A 12,711-nucleotide genomic window follows, 5' to 3' on the forward strand; every position below is an offset into this window, starting at 1 on the left:
AGTTCGTTTGAGTTAGACTGCAATCTCTCTCTCTCGCCTGCTCGGCACTGTCTTCATTTCGCAGGCGAAGCTCCGCACGTAACAGACCATTCAGCATGGAAGATCACTATGGACGTCCCAGGTGCGCGACAGGGTCATCCCGGGTCACTCTATCGTGCGACGCTTCTGATGATCGTCGCGACATCACTTTGGGGGGTATCGTTCGTTGCACCTTTGATCCTAAGCGCATATTCGCCGATGCAGATCACGTTTGGGCGATTTTTCTTTTACGGAATCGTTTCGATCGCAGTTCTGCTTTCGACTTACAGCGCCAGGCCTCTCCGCATGCGTGCCTGGGTCCGCGCAGGGGCGTATGGCTTAGCCGGCAATATCCTTTTTTCGATTCTGGTCAGCTTCGGAATACAGGACACGGGTGCCGAGGTGTGCATTCCAATGATCGGCCTCTTGCCTATCTGCGTTTCGATTGCGGGTAACCGTCATCTACCGACTGCGACATGGCGCCGTCTTGTTGTGCCGTTTGCAATGATCACGGTAGGTCTCGGTGTTGTCGTGGTCGTCCAGAGCGGCCTTCTGGCGCATTCGTTGCGTTTTTCCTGGCCGGGCGTCGCTGCCATTGCGGTGACGGTGATCGTATGGACCTGGTACGCAATCTCGAACTCGCGGTTCCTGCGCGAGAATCCCGCCATTTCAAGTGGACACTGGTCCAGCGCGATCGGTGTCGCAACATTCATTCTGGCGGCTGCCATAGCCGGTTTCGAAGCGATCAAAACAGGAAATCTTATGCCCGCGGCGTCGGCGTCTCACCGACATGAACTTGTCCTGTTCGTTGCGGTCACGCTGGTTCTCGGTGTGGGCTCGTCCTGGCTTGCAACGATTCTCTTCAACAGGGCGTCGCATGCACTTCCTATGACGCTCGTCGGCCAGTTGATCGTGCTCGAGACAATTTTCGGTATCGCTTACGTGTGCCTTTATCAGCGTTCGCTGCCCCCATTGAGCCAAGCTTTTGGTATGGCGCTCTCGATTGCGGGGATCTGGCTTTCAGCGCGCGAGCTGCTCAAACGCTGATGGCCCAAACCCACCGCTCACACCAACAACCCCTTCTTCTCAATAAACTTCACCACGTCGTCAAGGCCCTCGAGCACCTTCAGATTACACATCACAAACGGCCGGTCGCCGCGCATCTTCTTCGCATCCGACGCCATCACATCGAGGTTCGCGCCCACCATCGGCGCAAGATCCGTCTTATTGATCACCAGCAGGTCCGACTTCGTGATCCCCGGCCCGCCCTTGCGCGGAATCTTCTCGCCCCCCGCGACGTCGATCACGTAGATCGTCAGGTCCGACAGCTCCGGACTGAATGTCGCCGCGAGGTTGTCGCCGCCCGATTCGATGAAGACGATGTCCGCGTTCGGAAAGCGCGTGAGCATGCGGTCGACCGCTTCGAGGTTGATCGACGCGTCCTCGCGGATCGCCGTGTGCGGGCACCCGCCCGTTTCGACGCCCATGATGCGCTCGGCCGGTAGTGCGCCCGCGACCGTCAGCAGCCGCTGATCCTCTTTCGTGTAGATGTCGTTCGTGATCGCGACGAGGTCGTACCGGTCGCGCATCGCCTTGCACAGCATTTCGAGCAGCGTGGTCTTGCCCGAGCCAACCGGGCCGCCGACGCCCACGCGCAGCGGCGGCAGCTTCTTGGTGCGGGCCGGGGTGGCGGAAGCGGAATGATGAAGTGCGTTCATGATGGATCGTGGAATCGTGCTACGAGCGGAAGAGCCGCGAATACTGCGACTCGTGGCGCGCCGACAGAATGCCGAGCTGCGGCGCGAACGTGTTGAGGTCATCACGCGAGGTCGCGAGCGCGCGCGTGACGGCCGCGTCGATCGGCTCGCGCAGCGCGACGATGATGCGCTGTCCCGCGAGCTGGCCGAGCGGCACCGCCTTTAACGCGGCGGCCGCCTGGTTCTCGACCCAGCTGAACGCGTAGGCGGCGAGCGCCGCATCGACTGCGGCATCGTGCGCATAGGCGGCGAAGGCGAACGCGCTCGGCTGCGCGAGCGGCGTGAGCGACGCGAGCGTCGCGCGTCTTGCCGCATCGCCCCATTCGAGCGACACACACAGCTGTCGCAGCGACCAGCCCATCTGCTCGGTTTCGCGGCGCAGTTCAGCGGACTCGCGACTGGCGAGAAATTCGGCGTTGGCGTTAGCGAGTTCCACGGCGTCATGCCTGCGCCAGCGTTCCATCTGCTGCGCGAGGAACGGCAATTCGCCGCGCGCGAGCACGTCGGTCAGGCCGCGGTCGATCCATCTGCGCGCGGACTCGGCGTCAGTGATCAAGCCCGCTTCGATCGCCGCTTCGAGACCCTGTGAATAGCTGAACGCGCCGATCGGCAGCGCCGGCGACGCGAGATGCAGCAGCGCGGTGAGTTCAGCGATGCGCATGACGATGCGGTGGATGTCCATGTCCGCACGATTCGTCGTGCACGTGGTCATGGTCGTGAGGATGCTCATGCCCATGATGCTCGCCAAACACCTGCTGCGCGATCGCATAGTCCTCGGCGAACGTCTCGTCGTGCCCATGCTTATGTCCGCCGCCGTACGCACCGGCTTCGGGCTGAAACGGCAGCGACACCTGCTCGACCGTCGCACCGATGCGCGCCAGCATGTCGGCCAGCACCGGATCGTATTCGAGCTTCAGATAATCGGCGCCCACTTCGACTGGCGTATGGCGATTGCCGAGGTGATACGCGGCGCGCGTCAACGTCAACGCATTCGGCGCTCGTACGTAAAGCACGGTTTCATGCGCCGCCACCACACGCACGAGCCCGCCATCGTCGGCAACGAGCACGTCGCCGTCGCGCAGCACGGTGCCGCGCGGCAGCAGCAATGCGACTTCCTCGCCGTTATCGAGCGTCGCGGCAAGACGGCTCTTGCGACGTTCATCGAACGCGAGTGTCAGGCTCGGCGCACGCTTGACGAGCACCGGCGCGATCTTCAGATGCGGCGCGAGAAGTTTGTTCAGTGTACGCATGATCAGAACAGGAAATAGCGTTGCGCCATCGGCAGCACGGTGGCTGGATCGCAGGTCAGCAACTGACCGTCGGCGATCACCTGATAGGTTTCCGGATCGACGCTGATGTTCGGGCGCCACGCGTTGTGAATCATGTCGGCCTTTGTCACGTTGCGGCAGTTCTTCACCGCGACGATGCGTTTATGCAAACCATAGCGTTCGGCGATGTTCGCATCGGCGGCGAGTTGCGAGACGAAGGTCAGCGACGTGCGGCTCAGCGCGCCGCCGCGCGTCGCGAACATCTCGCGATAGTGCACGGGCTGCGGCGTCGGAATCGATGCATTCGGGTCGCCCATCTGCGCCATCGCGATCATGCCGCCCTTCAGGATCAGCGACGGCTTGATGCCGAAGAACGCCGGTTCCCAGAACACGAGGTCGGCCCACTTGCCAGGCTCGATCGAACCGACTTCATGCGCGATGCCATGCGTGATCGCCGGATTGATCGTGTACTTCGCGACATAGCGTTTCGCGCGGAAATTGTCGTGCCGTGCGTTGTCCTCGGGCAGCGCGCCGCGTTGCACCTTCATCTTATGCGCGGTCTGCCACGTGCGGATGATCACTTCGCCGACGCGGCCCATCGCCTGCGAATCCGAAGAGAGCATCGACAGCGCGCCCAGGTCGTGCAGGATGTCCTCCGCGGCGATGGTCTCGCGGCGAATCCGCGATTCGGCGAACGCGATGTCTTCGGCAATCGACGGATCGAGGTGATGGCACACCATCAGCATGTCGAGATGCTCATCGAGCGTGTTGACCGTATAGGGCCGCGTCGGATTCGTCGACGACGGCAGCACGTTCGCCTCGCCGCACACCTTGATGATGTCCGGGGCGTGGCCGCCGCCCGCGCCCTCGGTGTGATACGTGTGGATCGTGCGGCCCTTGAACGCGGCGACGGTCGTTTCCACGAAGCCCGCTTCGTTCAGCGTATCCGTGTGGATCGCGACCTGCGTGTCGGTATCGTCGGCGACCGACAGGCAGTTGTCGATCGCCGCGGGCGTCGTGCCCCAGTCCTCGTGCAGCTTCAGGCCGATCGCGCCCGCGGCGATCTGTTCGGTGAGCGGTGCCGGCTGGCTCACGTTGCCCTTGCCGAGAAAGCCGAGGTTCATCGGATAACCGTCGGCCGCTTGCAGCATGCGTTCGAGATGCCACGGCCCCGGCGTGCAGGTGGTCGCATTCGTGCCGGTCGCGGGGCCGGTGCCGCCGCCGAGCATCGTCGTCACGCCGCTCGCGAGCGCTTCTTCGATCTGCTGCGGGCTGATGAAATGGATGTGCGTATCGATGCCGCCCGCGGTCACGATCAGCCCTTCGCCCGCGATCACTTCGGTGGCGGCGCCAATCGCGATCGTCACGTTCGGCTGGATGTCGGGATTGCCAGCCTTGCCGATCGCGGCGATGCGGCCATCCTTGATGCCGATGTCGGCCTTGACGATGCCCCAGTGATCGAGGATCACCGCGTTCGTCACGACGGTATCGACGACATCGGCATGCACGCGCTGCGACTGGCCCATGCCGTCGCGAATCACCTTGCCGCCACCGAACTTGACCTCTTCGCCGTAGGTCGTGAAGTCGCGCTCGATCTCGATCAGCAGTTCGGTGTCGGCGAGGCGCACGCGGTCGCCGGTGGTGGGGCCGAACATCTCCGCGTACGCGCGGCGGCCAATGCGTAATGTCATGGTGTGGGTCCGGAATGAGCGAGAGGCATGGCAAGGCAAAGCAGGGCGGTCGAAACGCCAGGGTGCAGGCAGCGCATCACAGTTTGCCCATCACCTTGCCGTTGAAGCCGTAGACGATGCGCTCGCCGGCCAGTGCGACGAGTTCGACCGTGCGCTCCTGACCGGGCTCGAAGCGTACCGCCGTGCCCGCCGCGATGTTCAGGCGAAAGCCGCGCGCCGCTTCGCGATCGAACGACAGCGCATCGTTCACTTCGTAGAAATGATAGTGCGAGCCGATCTGCACCGGACGGTCGCCGGTATTGGACACGACCACCGTGAGCGTCGCGCGGCCAGCGTTCAGTTCGTGCTCGCCGTCGTCGATGAGGAGTTCGCCGGGAATCATGAGGCCTGCCTTGACGGTGGGGAGTTCAGGGAATCGGATGATGGACGGTCACGAGCTTGGTGCCGTCCGGGAACGTCGCTTCGACCTGGATGTCGGGGATCATCTCGGGCACGCCTTCCATCACGTCGGCGCGCGTGAGCAGCGTGGTGCCGTAGTGCATCACCTCGGCCACGCTTTTGCCGTCGCGCGCGGCTTCCATCAGCGCGGCGGTGATGAAGGCGACCGCCTCCGGATAGTTTAGCTTGAGGCCGCGCGCGCGGCGCCGTTCGGCGAGCAGCGCGGCGGTGAAGATCAGCAGCTTGTCCTTCTCGCGAGGTGTCAGCTTCATCGGGTGGGGGTCTCGGCGTTGATGTGTCGTGGCGGCGCGCTCGTCGCGTCGCGCCATCAGCCGGTTACGGTATCAAGCCCGGCTAACGGCGCGCTTACAACTCCGTCTGCAACCGCGCTCGCGGCATTACAGATCGGCGGGCAGCGGTGCGCCGAACCACTTCTTCGACATCGCGGCGAGCGTGCCGTCGTGTTTGGCCTGCGCGATCGCGGCATCGACCTTCTGCTGCAGGCGCGGCTCGTTCTTGTTCATGCCGACGAAGCACGGCGAGTTCTTGATCACGAACTTCGGCTCCGGACGGCGCGGCGGATTCTTCGCAAGGATCGCGGCAGCGACGATATTGCCGGCCGCGATCAGCTGCACCTGGCCGGACAGGAACGCGGCGATCGTCGCGTTGTTGTCCTCGAAGCGTTTGATCGTCGCGTTCGGCGCCATTTGCGTGAGACCGATTTCCTCGAGCGCACCGCGCGTCGCGCCGACGGTCTTGCCGGTGAGATCGGCGGGACCGCTGACCTTGAGATCGGCAGGGCCGAACACACCCTGATAGTACGGCGCGTAGGCGCTCGAGAAGTCGATCACCTTCTCGCGCTCAGGCGTTTTGCCGAGCGACGAGATCACGAGGTCGACCTTGCCCGTTTGCAGATACGGAATGCGGTTCGCGCTGTTGACGGGGACGAGTTCGAGCTTCACGTTCATCGCTCGGGCGAGCAGCGCGGCCGTGTCGATATCGTAGCCCTGCGGTTTCATGTCGGCGCCGACCGAGCCGAACGGCGGATAGTCCTCGGGCACGGCGACCTTCAGCACGCCGGCCTTCGCGATGTTGTCGAGCGTGTCGGCGTGCGCGTCGCGCGCATGAAACGCGAGGTTGGCGACGATGGGCAGGGCGAGCAATGCGGTCAGCAAGGCGCGGCGCGCGGAGCGGGGGAGCGTGCGGATCATGGGGCGGGAGCGTGGGTGGTGGTCGTGTCGTTGGTGTCGGGTTGTCGCTGGCTTCATCGAGGCCGGCCGCGAGGTGGCGAATGCAATGCAAGCTGTGTGCCATCGCGCTGCGCTATGGCCGGCGGCGCGCTGAGCCCGGCTCGCGCACAGCGTTGGTGCGTGGGCCCGCGCCGGCTTGGTGCGCGAAGAGTGGATGAAGATAAAGAGGACGCGTTCTCAGGTCGACCAGATCCGCAACGGCACCGCCGCAACACCATGCACGACCGGCCGCAATTGCAGCCAGCAGCGCGTGAGCGCGTGCTGCAGCGATTCCATCGAGCGCGACACGGCGCGCACGAGCAGCACGCCGTTCGTCACGCACGAGGCGGCCGCTCGCAACGTATCGTCGAACGGCAGTTGCGCGCTCAGCGATTCGGCGAGCGCGTCGTCGCACGCGGCGCCTACCGCCCACAACGTGCCGTAGGCCGGAAAGCCGGCGAGACCTTGCGGCGCGTCGCGCAGCGGATCGTCGGCGGTGAGGCTCGCGCGTTCGAACCACAGCAGCTCGCCATTCGCGCCGACGATTCGCGACAGCGTGCGCAAGCTACCCGCCGACCAGCGTTCGCCGGCCGCCTGCCGTCCGAGCTGCGTCGCGTCCCAGCCGATCGCGCTCGCGCCGTCGGCGAGCGTCAGCGAAAAATCGAGTTGCGCGTTGGCGTGATCGAACACGATGTTGTTCTGCGGCAGCCAGTCGAGCTTCGCGTGCTCGCCGACCTGCAGCGCGATGCGCTGCCGCGCCGCGCGGCCGTTCGACTTGTACCACTTGGTTGCGCCCGGCGTGGTCAGCACCGCATGGCTGTGCGCGGCGAGCGTGATGTCGATGTCGAGCTGATCGCCACCCGCGACACCGCCGGGCGGATGCACGATCACCGCGTGGCAGATCGCCGGGCCTTCCGGGTAGAGCGGCCGCTGCACGCGCAGCGGCCCATCGTGCAGCCGGTGCGCGAGCGTCGTGCGAGCGTCGCCGCCGACGAAGCCGAGTTCGAGACGCGCGCGCCACGGCGTGGGCGCGTCGGCGAGCGTGGCGTGGTTTTCGTGAAGCGACATGCGGATGGGTGGGGGAATCGGCGTGCGGCGAGAATAGCACGCGTGTCGAAGCGCGGAACCCGCGGTAGGACTACGACGCGGTGCCTTCAGGCGAGGCCTCGGTCACCGCCAGCACCTTGATGCCCTCCCACTGCGGATGCAGCAGCCGTAGCAGCGCAAGAATCGCGCGGGGCGTGTTTTCCTCGACGGTCAACGAGTCGCTGCCTGTCTGGACTGCTTTCTTGCCATGCTGGCAGTACTGGTATTCGACGTGAACCGTCACCGACATGTTTTTTCTCCGTTGTGGAACGATGTTGTGCCGCTAACCCGGACCGTATCACGGCCGTGGCTAGCGCACGAGTGTCGGCGCGGCGTGATCGTCCGCACCCCGTTCCGCGCGATCGATGAATCCGCAATCAAGCAATAGCTGACAGAAGGCTTGCGGCGAACACGACGGCCCGGTCATGTCGGCCATTCTCGCGAGAACGTCGGGGAACGATGCGAGCACGCGCCAGCTGTCGTAGTACGCGTGCAGCTGCGGCGCGAGTTCGTTGCCGAGCTTCTCCCAGCGCACCGACAGCATGCCGACGGTACCGCCGCTATCGACCTCGAATAGCCCAAAAGTGACTGCCGACACGACGTTCATCACCCTGCAATACGAAGCGGGGTTGTTGTAGAACTCGCGTCTGAGCTGTTTTTCGTCGTCCATGGTGTCCACCTCATCCGACCGTTGCGGCGCTGCCTAGCCTGTGTAACGGTCGCGCGGCGGATAACTTGAGCGCGCTTACACGGCAATCAAGCCCCTTACCCCATCCGCGTCCATGTTCGCCCCGTCGCCGCCCGCGATGATTTCGCCCCGACTCATCACCCAGTAGCGGTCGGCGACCGCTTTGGCGAAGTCGTAGTACTGCTCGACAAGCAGCACCGTCATGCCCATGTCCTCGACGAGCTGCCGGAGCGTGCGACCGATGTCCTGAATGATCGATGGCTGGATGCCCTCGGTCGGCTCGTCGAGGATCAGCAGTTGGGGCTCGCTCATCAGCGCGCGGCCAATCGCGAGCTGTTGCTGCTGACCGCCGGACAGATCGCCGCCGCGCCGGTTGCGCATGTCCTTGAGCACCGGGAACAGCGCGTAGATGCGCTCGGGGACTTGCTTCGGCGCCTTTCTGCTGGCGGCGCCCACCAGCAGATTCTCTTCCACGCTCAGGCGCGGGAAAATATCGCGGCCCTGCGGCACATAGGCGAGCCCCTGAGCGACGCGCGCATGGGTCGACAGTTTCATCAGTTGCTCGCCGCGCCACGCGATGGCGCCGCTTTTGGCGGGCACGACGCCCATCAGGCAGCGCAGCAGCGTGGTCTTGCCGACGCCGTTGCGCCCGAGCAGCACCGTCAGCTTGCCGTCGGGCACGGTCAGCTTCACGTCGCGCAGAATATGGCTGCCGCCGTAGTACTGGTTCAGTCGGTCTACTTCCAGCATGGTTTGGTGGTCCTGTCGAGTTGACGCTGCGGTGCCGTCTTTAACTGCAATCAGCGGCCAAGATAAGACTCGATCACGGTCTCATCGCGCTTCACCTGGTCGAGCGTGCCGTGCGCGAGCACGCGTCCTTCGGCCATCACCGTCACCTTGCCCGTGTCGCCCGCGAGCGCCGCGACGAACTCCATGTCGTGCTCGACGACCATCATCGAGCAGGTGCCGCGCAGGTGATTGAGCAACTCGGCGAGCTGCATCGTTTCGTCGTCGGTCATGCCGGCCGCCGGTTCGTCGAGCAGCAGCAGCGCCGGTTGCTGCATCAGCAGCATGCCGATTTCGAGGCGCTGCTTCTGGCCGTGCGACAGCTCGCCGGCGAGCCGCCGCGCCTCGCTCTCCAGTCCGATCAGCACGAGCGTTTCCTCGATGCGCGCCTGTGCGTCGCGATCGAGCCGCGCCCGCAGCGACGCCCACCAGCGCTTATCGGTCTTCATCGCGAGTTCGAGGTTTTCCCACACCGGATGCTGCTCGAACACGGTCGGCTTCTGGAACTTGCGGCCGATCCCGGCGCGCGCGATCGCCGGTTCGTTCATGCGCGTGAGATCGATCGACTGGCCGAGAAACACCTTGCCGTGATCGGGTGCGGTCTTGCCGGTGATCACGTCCATCATCGTGGTCTTGCCCGCGCCGTTCGGGCCGATGATGCAGCGCAATTCGCCCGCGTCGATCGCGAGCGTCAGCGCGTTCAGTGCGCGAAAGCCGTCGAAGCTGACCGTCACGTCTTCGAGGTAGAGAATCGTGCCGTGCGACACGTCGATTTCGCCGGGCACGACCGCGTGCCCCATGCTCGCGACGCCGCTCAACGAGCGTTGCGCCGGTGCTTCGGGCAAATCCAGATCGGGAACCATCGGGTTTTCGTTCATCAGCGGTCCCTTTTGCGCGTCAGCAGATCGGCGAGACCCATGATGCCGTTCGGCAACAGCAGCGGCACCAGCACGAAGATCAGGCCGAGAAAGAACAGCCAGTATTCCGGAAAGTTCGCCGTGAAAAAGCTCTTCGCGCCGTTCACCGCGAACGCGCCGATGATCGGTCCGATCAGCGTGCCGCGTCCGCCGACCGCGACCCAGATCGCCATTTCGATCGAGTTGCCCGGCGACATCTCGCCCGGATTGATGATGCCGACCTGCGGCACGTACAACGCGCCCGCGATGCCGCACAGCATCGCCGACGCGGTCCAGACGAACAGCTTGTACGCGAGCGGGCTGTAGCCGACGAACATCAGCCGCGTTTCGCCGTCGCGCACGGCGGTCACGACGCGGCCGAGCTTCGACGTGACGATCGCGCGCGCGCCGATGAACGCGGCGATCAGCACCGCGAACGTGATCAGCAGCAAGGCGGCGCGCGTGCCCGGATGCGTGATCGGAAAGCCGGCGATGCGCTTGAAATCGGTGAAGCCGTTATTACCGCCGAAACCCGTTTCGTTGCGATAGAACAGCAACATCGCGGCGAAGGTCATCGCTTGCGTGATGATCGACAGATAGACGCCCTTCACGCGCGAGCGGAACGTGAAGAAGCCGAACACCCATGCGACCACGGCGGGCGCCAGCACGACCAGCAGCAGCGCGTAGCCGAGATGTTGCGTGCCATGCCAGTACCACGGCAACTGGTGCCAGTCGAGAAACACCATGAAGTCGGGCAGATCGCTGCCGTACTTGCCCTCGTGACCGATCGCGCGCATCAGGTACATGCCGATCGCGTAGCCGCCGAGTGCGAAGAACAGGGCATGACCCAGGCTCAGGATGCCGCAGTAGCCCCACACGAGATCGAGTGCGAGCGCCGCGATCGCGTAGCACATGAATTTGCCGGTCAGCGTCATCGCGTATGCGGACAGATGCAGTGCGCTCGTCTCCGGAATCACGAGCGCGGCGAACGGCACGCCGAGACCGAACGCGATGATCAATGCGATTAGCGCGAGCCACGCGCGACGCGACAGCAGCGCGGGCCGCGCTGGCAGGCCGAGCGCGAAGCCGGTGTGGGTGCTGGACTCGCGCGCGCCGCCCGCACCCGCGCCAGCGGCACCGGCGCGCGACGACGAAGCGGACGTTGGGTTTGCCGATGAAGTAGCCGATGCCATCTCACGCCTCCGCGCTACGGCCCTTCAAGGCGAACATGCCCTGCGGACGCTTCTGGATGAACAGCACGATCAGCACGAGCACCGCGATCTTCGCGAGCACCGCGCCCCAGAACGGCTCGATCGCCTTACTGACGAGGCCGAGGCCGAAGCCGCCGAGCACCGTGCCCGCAAGCTGGCCGACGCCGCCGAGCACGACCGCCATGAACGAATCGATGATGTAGCTCTGGCCGAGGTCGGGCCCGACATTGCCGATCTGCGACAGCGCGCAGCCGCCCAGTCCCGCGATGCCCGCGCCGAACGCGAATGCATACGAATCGACACGCGCGGTTTTCACGCCGACACACGCGGCCATGCGACGGTTCTGCGTGACCGCGCGCACGAACAGACCGAGGCGCGTGCGCGTGAGCACCGCCCACGCGATCGCGACGACGATCAGCGAGAACGCGAGAATCGCGAGCCGGTTGTACGGCAGGATCAGGTTCGGCAGCACGGTCACGCCGCCGCTCATCCACGACGGATTGACGACCTGGACGTTCTGCGCGCCGAACAGCATGCGGGTCGCCTGAATCAGGATCAGGCTCACGCCGAAGGTGGTCAGCAGCGTTTCGAGCGGGCGACCATACAGGTGCTTCAACACCAGCCGTTCGAGCACGATGCCGACCAGCGCGGCCGCGACGAACGCGGCGGGTATCGCGAGCAGCGGATACCAGTCGAACGCACTGGGCGCGAAGCGCTGAAAGAGGTTCTGCACGACATAGGTCGCGTACGCGCCGATCATCAGAAATTCGCCGTGCGCCATATTGATCACGCCGATCAGCCCGTACGTGATCGCGAGGCCGAGCGCGGCGAGCAGCAGCACGCTACCGAGCGACAGCCCCGCGAACAGCGTGCCCGCGATCTGGCTGCGGCGCTGGATCGCATCGAGCGTATCGATGCCGCTTTGCGCCGCCGCGCGCACGCGTTCGTCGGTTTCGGCAAACGTGCCGTCCGTTTTCTTCGCGACTAGCGGGCGCAGCAGCTCGTTCATGTCGAGGTCGTGGCGCGCGGCGACCAGTTGCACCGCTTCGAGACGCTTCGCCGCATCCGGGTCGTGCAAGGCGCTCATCGCCCACAGCGTGTCGAGACGTTTCTTCAGTGCGGGATCGGTTTCTTTCGCGCGCGCCGCGTCGACGAGCGGTTTGAGCGACGCATCCGGGTTTTGCAGCAGTGCATCGACGGCGGCTGCGCGGGTCGCCTGGTCGGGCGACGCGAGTTGCAGGCCCGACAACGCGCCCGCTACCTTCGAGCGCAACAGGTTGTTCAGCGTGAGCGGCTGTGCGTCGCTCGCGGCGACGGGCTGGCCGGTCACGGCATCGCGTGTGGTGTCGCCGTCCTGCAGCAGCACTTCGCCGGAGTCGGTGGCGAGCGCGCTGTCGTCGGCGAGTGCCTTGAGCACCGCAACCGACGCGGTATCGTGCGTGGCGATCAGCTTGTCGATCGCGGCGGACTTCGCGTCGAAGTCGTCGCCGGCGAGCGGCGCGACGTCGGTCTGGGTCAGCGCGAATGCCGAGCGCGGCGCGGCGGCGAGAAGGACCGCGAGCGGCAGCAGCAGCGCCGCGCCGAGTCGCCGTACGGAGGTCGGAAATGACAACGCCATGATGGCCTTTTGCACTGGGTTGAGT

Annotated in this window: 15 protein-coding genes; 1 reads left to right on the top strand and 14 read right to left on the bottom strand. The window is 64.9% G+C overall.

Annotation, left to right across the window (positions count from 1 at the left end):
- Positions 1-168: 168 nt before the first annotated feature.
- Positions 169-1,065: a DMT family transporter gene (locus tag BJG93_RS03275; protein ID WP_162162790.1), complete on the top strand. Its 897-nt coding sequence runs from the start codon at positions 169-171 to the stop codon at positions 1,063-1,065.
- A gap of 17 nt (positions 1,066-1,082) precedes the next feature.
- Here the strand turns inward: BJG93_RS03275 and ureG are convergent, their stop codons facing one another.
- The 14 genes from ureG to urtB form a co-directional block, all read right to left on the bottom strand.
- Positions 1,083-1,736, bottom strand: a complete 654-nt coding sequence (gene ureG, locus BJG93_RS03280; protein ID WP_027196924.1) for an urease accessory protein UreG — start codon at positions 1,734-1,736, stop codon at positions 1,083-1,085.
- A 19-nt stretch (positions 1,737-1,755) separates the two neighbouring features.
- Positions 1,756-2,436: an urease accessory protein UreF gene (locus BJG93_RS03285; protein WP_027196925.1), complete on the bottom strand. Its 681-nt coding sequence runs from the start codon at positions 2,434-2,436 to the stop codon at positions 1,756-1,758.
- On the bottom strand, positions 2,423-3,025 hold the full coding sequence (gene ureE / locus BJG93_RS03290; protein ID WP_027196926.1) for an urease accessory protein UreE: 603 nt from the start codon (positions 3,023-3,025) through the stop codon (positions 2,423-2,425). Before ureE ends, BJG93_RS03285 begins: the two co-directional genes overlap by 14 nt.
- A 2-nt stretch (positions 3,026-3,027) precedes the next feature.
- Positions 3,028-4,734: an urease subunit alpha gene (ureC, locus tag BJG93_RS03295; protein ID WP_027196927.1), complete on the bottom strand. Its 1,707-nt coding sequence runs from the start codon at positions 4,732-4,734 to the stop codon at positions 3,028-3,030.
- Between the two features lie 76 nt (positions 4,735-4,810).
- Positions 4,811-5,116, bottom strand: a complete 306-nt coding sequence (locus BJG93_RS03300) for an urease subunit beta (protein WP_027196928.1) — start codon at positions 5,114-5,116, stop codon at positions 4,811-4,813.
- A gap of 25 nt (positions 5,117-5,141) precedes the next feature.
- Positions 5,142-5,444, bottom strand: coding sequence for an urease subunit gamma (ureA, locus tag BJG93_RS03305; RefSeq protein ID WP_008923043.1), 303 nt, complete (start codon positions 5,442-5,444; stop codon positions 5,142-5,144).
- A gap of 126 nt (positions 5,445-5,570) precedes the next feature.
- Positions 5,571-6,383 carry a transporter substrate-binding domain-containing protein gene (locus BJG93_RS03310; RefSeq protein ID WP_027196929.1) on the bottom strand — a complete coding sequence of 271 codons (813 nt, stop codon included), beginning with the start codon at positions 6,381-6,383 and terminating at the stop codon, positions 5,571-5,573.
- A gap of 216 nt (positions 6,384-6,599) precedes the next feature.
- On the bottom strand, positions 6,600-7,469 hold the full coding sequence (locus BJG93_RS03315; RefSeq protein ID WP_027196930.1) for an urease accessory protein UreD: 870 nt from the start codon (positions 7,467-7,469) through the stop codon (positions 6,600-6,602).
- Between the two features lie 70 nt (positions 7,470-7,539).
- Positions 7,540-7,737 (bottom strand): hypothetical protein, encoded by a 198-nt coding sequence (locus BJG93_RS03320; protein ID WP_027196931.1) that lies wholly within the window; start codon positions 7,735-7,737, stop codon positions 7,540-7,542.
- A 60-nt stretch (positions 7,738-7,797) separates the two neighbouring features.
- A complete protein-coding gene (locus tag BJG93_RS03325) occupies positions 7,798-8,157 on the bottom strand; it encodes a hypothetical protein (protein ID WP_231337430.1) in 360 nt (119 codons plus the stop codon).
- Positions 8,158-8,232: 75 nt separating this feature from the next.
- Positions 8,233-8,925, bottom strand: a complete 693-nt coding sequence (gene urtE / locus BJG93_RS03330; protein WP_027196933.1) for an urea ABC transporter ATP-binding subunit UrtE — start codon at positions 8,923-8,925, stop codon at positions 8,233-8,235.
- A 50-nt stretch (positions 8,926-8,975) separates the two neighbouring features.
- Positions 8,976-9,839 carry an urea ABC transporter ATP-binding protein UrtD gene (gene urtD / locus BJG93_RS03335; protein WP_027196934.1) on the bottom strand — a complete coding sequence of 288 codons (864 nt, stop codon included), beginning with the start codon at positions 9,837-9,839 and terminating at the stop codon, positions 8,976-8,978.
- A complete protein-coding gene (gene urtC, locus BJG93_RS03340; RefSeq protein WP_027196935.1) occupies positions 9,839-11,050 on the bottom strand; it encodes an urea ABC transporter permease subunit UrtC in 1,212 nt (403 codons plus the stop codon). Before urtC ends, urtD begins: the two co-directional genes overlap by 1 nt.
- 1 nt (position 11,051) lies before the next feature.
- A complete protein-coding gene (urtB, locus tag BJG93_RS03345; protein WP_051374371.1) occupies positions 11,052-12,686 on the bottom strand; it encodes an urea ABC transporter permease subunit UrtB in 1,635 nt (544 codons plus the stop codon).
- Positions 12,687-12,711 lie beyond the last annotated feature (25 nt).

It is taken from the genome of Paraburkholderia sprentiae WSM5005 (assembly GCF_001865575.2).
Taxonomy (GTDB): Bacteria; Pseudomonadota; Gammaproteobacteria; order Burkholderiales; family Burkholderiaceae; genus Paraburkholderia; species Paraburkholderia sprentiae.

What these genes read in the sequence shown, in the direction of transcription:
- BJG93_RS03275 (WP_162162790.1), top strand. Translation starts at nt 169, where the DNA reads ATGATCGTCGCGACATCACTTTGGGGGGTATCGTTCGTTGCACCTTTG.
- ureG (WP_027196924.1), bottom strand. Translation starts at nt 1,736, where the DNA reads ATGAACGCACTTCATCATTCCGCTTCCGCCACCCCGGCCCGCACCAAG.
- BJG93_RS03285 (WP_027196925.1), bottom strand. Translation starts at nt 2,436, where the DNA reads ATGCGCATCGCTGAACTCACCGCGCTGCTGCATCTCGCGTCGCCGGCG.
- ureE (WP_027196926.1), bottom strand. Translation starts at nt 3,025, where the DNA reads ATGCGTACACTGAACAAACTTCTCGCGCCGCATCTGAAGATCGCGCCG.
- ureC (WP_027196927.1), bottom strand. Translation starts at nt 4,734, where the DNA reads ATGACATTACGCATTGGCCGCCGCGCGTACGCGGAGATGTTCGGCCCC.
- BJG93_RS03300 (WP_027196928.1), bottom strand. Translation starts at nt 5,116, where the DNA reads ATGATTCCCGGCGAACTCCTCATCGACGACGGCGAGCACGAACTGAAC.
- ureA (WP_008923043.1), bottom strand. Translation starts at nt 5,444, where the DNA reads ATGAAGCTGACACCTCGCGAGAAGGACAAGCTGCTGATCTTCACCGCC.
- BJG93_RS03310 (WP_027196929.1), bottom strand. Translation starts at nt 6,383, where the DNA reads ATGATCCGCACGCTCCCCCGCTCCGCGCGCCGCGCCTTGCTGACCGCA.
- BJG93_RS03315 (WP_027196930.1), bottom strand. Translation starts at nt 7,469, where the DNA reads ATGTCGCTTCACGAAAACCACGCCACGCTCGCCGACGCGCCCACGCCG.
- BJG93_RS03320 (WP_027196931.1), bottom strand. Translation starts at nt 7,737, where the DNA reads ATGTCGGTGACGGTTCACGTCGAATACCAGTACTGCCAGCATGGCAAG.
- BJG93_RS03325 (WP_231337430.1), bottom strand. Translation starts at nt 8,157, where the DNA reads ATGGACGACGAAAAACAGCTCAGACGCGAGTTCTACAACAACCCCGCT.
- urtE (WP_027196933.1), bottom strand. Translation starts at nt 8,925, where the DNA reads ATGCTGGAAGTAGACCGACTGAACCAGTACTACGGCGGCAGCCATATT.
- urtD (WP_027196934.1), bottom strand. Translation starts at nt 9,839, where the DNA reads ATGAACGAAAACCCGATGGTTCCCGATCTGGATTTGCCCGAAGCACCG.
- urtC (WP_027196935.1), bottom strand. Translation starts at nt 11,050, where the DNA reads ATGGCATCGGCTACTTCATCGGCAAACCCAACGTCCGCTTCGTCGTCG.
- urtB (WP_051374371.1), bottom strand. Translation starts at nt 12,686, where the DNA reads ATGGCGTTGTCATTTCCGACCTCCGTACGGCGACTCGGCGCGGCGCTG.